2 protein-coding genes and 1 pseudogene are annotated in these 3,731 nt (G+C 48.2%); 2 read left to right on the top strand and 1 reads right to left on the bottom strand.

Translation table 11 applies throughout. The features are described 5' to 3' along the window. Nucleotides 1–269: hypothetical protein (locus P5683_RS23500; protein ID WP_315669491.1), on the bottom strand; the 269-nt coding region annotated here is incomplete at its 3' end. Between the two features lie 420 nt (nt 270–689). Between P5683_RS23500 and ltrA the strand changes: the two are divergent. Both ltrA and P5683_RS23490 read left to right on the top strand, forming a co-directional pair. Further along, nucleotides 690–2,499 (top strand): annotated as a pseudogene (gene ltrA, locus P5683_RS23495) (group II intron reverse transcriptase/maturase). Beyond that, nucleotides 2,390–3,715 (top strand): RNA-guided endonuclease TnpB family protein, encoded by a 1,326-nt coding sequence (locus P5683_RS23490; RefSeq protein WP_006624881.1) that lies wholly within the window; start codon nt 2,390–2,392, stop codon nt 3,713–3,715. The pseudogene ltrA and the gene P5683_RS23490 overlap by 110 nt, the downstream one beginning before the upstream one ends. The last annotated feature ends 16 nt before the right edge of the window (nt 3,716–3,731 follow it).

Raw genomic sequence — 3,731 nt, 5'->3', positions numbered from 1 at the left:
GCCGTCGCTTTAGCGCGGGGATGAAAGACGACACGGCGACTTGAGTCGCCGTCCTGCCAAGACGGCTTATATTGTGTGCATGGATATAGCCATGATGTGCGATTCGTTCCCGCCAAAAGTAGAAGGAAAATTCCTGAAACGTAGGCGGGGCAAGGAACACAGCCCCCACAGGGCATTGAACCTTGACAACTAGATATCGATGGTGGTGAAAGTCCATCCCGCGAGGTGTATCGCGTGAAAGCACGTCCCCCACAGTAGCGACTGGTCATCAACCTGTGAAGCGGGGATGAAAGGGAGTAAGCCTGGGTCTAAACGGGCGCCCTCTTGAGCAAGTGTCCATGGATAGAAAACGAAGTCACGTCCGAAAGCGTCGTTACTATAAACCTGCGAAAATTAGACTGACACGCAGGAGCCAAAATGGCTAAAGGATAAAGGGGAGGCTGATATCATACAGACCTCTCATACACCCAAATAAACCCGGCGTAAAGTGGCATCCTAAAGGCACAATCAATCGATATCTGGAACGAAGTAACCTCCGTTGTTGCTCTCAGGAATAAGGTCGAAATCCTGAGTAGGAAACCATCCGCAAGCCAACGTGAGGAAGGATTGAGTCAGAAGCGAATGTCTGGGGTAATGCCCAGGATATGCTGACGGACTCACGATAACTTGGAAGATGGAGCCTTAGTAGCATGGAAATGCCCAAAACGATTGGAAACAATACGGTGGTGCTGGAATGGCAAGATGTTGATTGGAAATCAATCGAACGTCGAGTCTTCCGCCTGCAAAAACGGATTCATCAAGCCGAACGTCGTGGTGACATCAAAACAGTTCGCGGACTCCAAAAGTTACTGCTGAAGAGCTGGTCAGCCAGAATGTTAGCGGCTCGTCGGGTTACACAAGATAATCAAGGCAAAAAGACGGCAGGAGTGGATGGGGTTAAATCCCTATCCCCAAAAGCACGTATGCGCCTTGTAGGTCAATTGAAGCTCAACTCAAAAGCCAAACCCGCACGTCGGGTATGGATTCCCAAACCGGGAAGAGACGAAAAGAGACCATTAGGAATACCCACAATATACGACCGCGCATTACAAGCCTTAGTCAAAATGGCACTCGAACCCCAATGGGAAGCCAAATTTGAACCTAACTCATACGGGTTCAGACCAGGTAGGTCTTGTCAGGACGCAATCGGGGCAATATTCAATGCCATTAGGTGCAAACCTAAATGGGTATTAGACGCCGACATTGCTAAATGCTTTGACAGGATTGACCATGGCAAACTATTGGACAAGCTCGAAACGATACCCGCCATCAGACGACAAATCCGGGCATGGTTAAAAGCTGGGGTAATAGATTCTGGACAGCTATTCCCGACCGATGAGGGGACACCACAGGGAGGCGTAATAAGTCCCCTACTGGCAAATATTGCCCTCCACGGCATGGAAGAGAGCATCAAGGAATTAGTGGAACAACTACCTGGAAAAGGTAGTCGTACCAATCGAAGACGAGCAGTATCCTTAATCAGATACGCAGATGACTTCGTTATCATTCACGAAAACCTTGGGGTAATCGAGAAATGTCGTGACCACATCCAGGAATGGTTGAAAGGGATGGGATTAGAACTCAAAGAGGAAAAAAACTCATATCACTCACACTCAAGAGTGTGATAACCCGGGATTCGATTTTCTCGGTTTTAACATCCGACAACATAAAGTTGGCAAATACAAAACCGGGAAGAATACCCATAATGAGCCTCTAGGATTCAAAACCATCATCAAACCCAGCAAGAAGGCTGTCAAGTCCCATTACCAGAAATTGAAACAGATAGTAGATTCTCACATCGTCGCACCACAAGAGGGGCTAATTAGGCACCTTAATCCGGTCATCAGGGGATGGAGTAACTACTACTCAACTGCGGTGTCAAAACAAATATTCTCCCAATTGGACGAACTCCTCTATTGGAAATTAGCCAGATGGGGAAAAAGAAGACACTCAAATAAGACTGGGAAATGGGTAGCTCGGAAATATTGGCGGAAGATTGGAAGTAGAAATTGGGCTTTCGCGACTCGCACGGAGTCAAACCCGATGCAGTTACGAAGCCATGCAGAAACACCAATTATCCACCACACCAAGGTCAAAGGCGAAGCCAGTCCATACGACGGTAATCTTAAATACTGGAGTACAAGAATGGGCAAACAACCAGGAATTCCTACAAGGGTGTCAAAGCTCTTGAAGAAACAAAAAGGGAAGTGCGCCCACTGCGGACTAACATTCCGGGAAGAAGACGTGATGGAAATCGACCACATCATCCCTAAGTCGAAAGGCGGAAAGGATACATACAAGAACCTCCAACTTCTTCACCGTCACTGTCACGACGTTAAGACGGCCTTAGATGGTAGTCACGGTTCTCATGACAAGAGCCAAGTTATCGAGGAGCCGGATGAGGTTAAAGTCTCAAGTCCGGTTTTGGAGACGAGTCGGGTGGGCGACTACCCGGCTTAGTTTAACTGTACTAGAGTTCAAAGCCTACGGAAAACCCCAGCAATTCAGCGCCATAGACGAGGCGGTGAGAACAGTTCAGTTCATCCGAAACCAAGCCATCCGTTATTGGATGGACAACCAGGGAACTGGACAGAACGACCTGCAAAAGCTATGTGCTCAACTTGCTAAGGAATTCCCTTTTGCTGCTGAACTCAACAGCATGGCTCGGCAAGCATCCGCAGAAAGAGCCTGGAGTGCAATCTCTCGATTCTACGAAAACTGCAAGAAGGGTATCCCCGGAAAGAAAGGGTTTCCCTCTTTTAAGAAAAATAACCGCTCGGTAGAGTACAAAACCTCTGGGTGGAAGTTAGACTCGAATCGCAAGGCAATCACCTTCACCGACAAGAAGGGCATTGGTAGACTAAAGCTCAAAGGCACTCGTGATCTGCATTTCTATCCAATAGAGCAGATTAAGCGAGTTCGCCTCGTCAAAAGAGCCGATGGCTACTATGTTCAGTTCTGTATTCGTGTAGAACGGACTGAATTTGTTGAACCCTCTGGTCGAGCCATCGGCTTGGATGTTGGACTCAAAGAGTTCTACACCGATAGCAACGGTGAAACAGTTGGAAACCCCCGGCATCTCAGGAAAAGTGAATCACGACTAAAGCAGTCGCAGCGCACTGTTTCCAGAAGGAAGAAAGGGGGTCAGAATCGAGCCAAGGCCAAGGTGGTTCTAGGCAAGCGCCATCTCAAGATAAGTAGGCAGCGTAAAGATTTGGCTGTGAAGTTGGCAAGATGCGTAATCCAGTCTAACGACTTGGTAGCCTATGAAGATTTGAGAATCAGGAATATGGTGCGAAATCACAGCCTTGCTAAATCGATTAGCGACGCTTCCTGGTATCAGTTTAGGGTGTGGTTGGAATATTTGGGCAAGGTGTTCGGCAAGAGCACTATTGCTGTTCCACCCCACAGGACAAGCCAGGAATGCTCTCGCTGCGGTGTCATTGTGCAGAAGACTTTATCCACTCGAACTCATGTTTGTCGATGTGGATGTGTGATGGACAGGGACTATAATGCAGCGAGAAACATCCTTAGTCGGGGATTGAGTACGGTAGGGCATACCGGAACTTTGGCGCTAGACGCAAGCAACGCTTCAGGAGAATCGACCTCTACTTTGGCTGGAGCAATCCTGTCTGAGCAAGTTGGCTCGTTGAGTGAAGAATCCCCGTCGCTTTAGCGCGGGGAGTGTCAAA

This window comes from Limnospira sp. PMC 1279.21, assembly GCF_032349615.1.
GTDB classification, from domain to species: domain Bacteria; phylum Cyanobacteriota; class Cyanobacteriia; order Cyanobacteriales; family Microcoleaceae; genus Limnospira; species Limnospira fusiformis.
The sequence above is the reverse complement of the archived record's forward strand: the minus strand, read 5'-3'. Positions and strand labels throughout refer to the sequence as shown.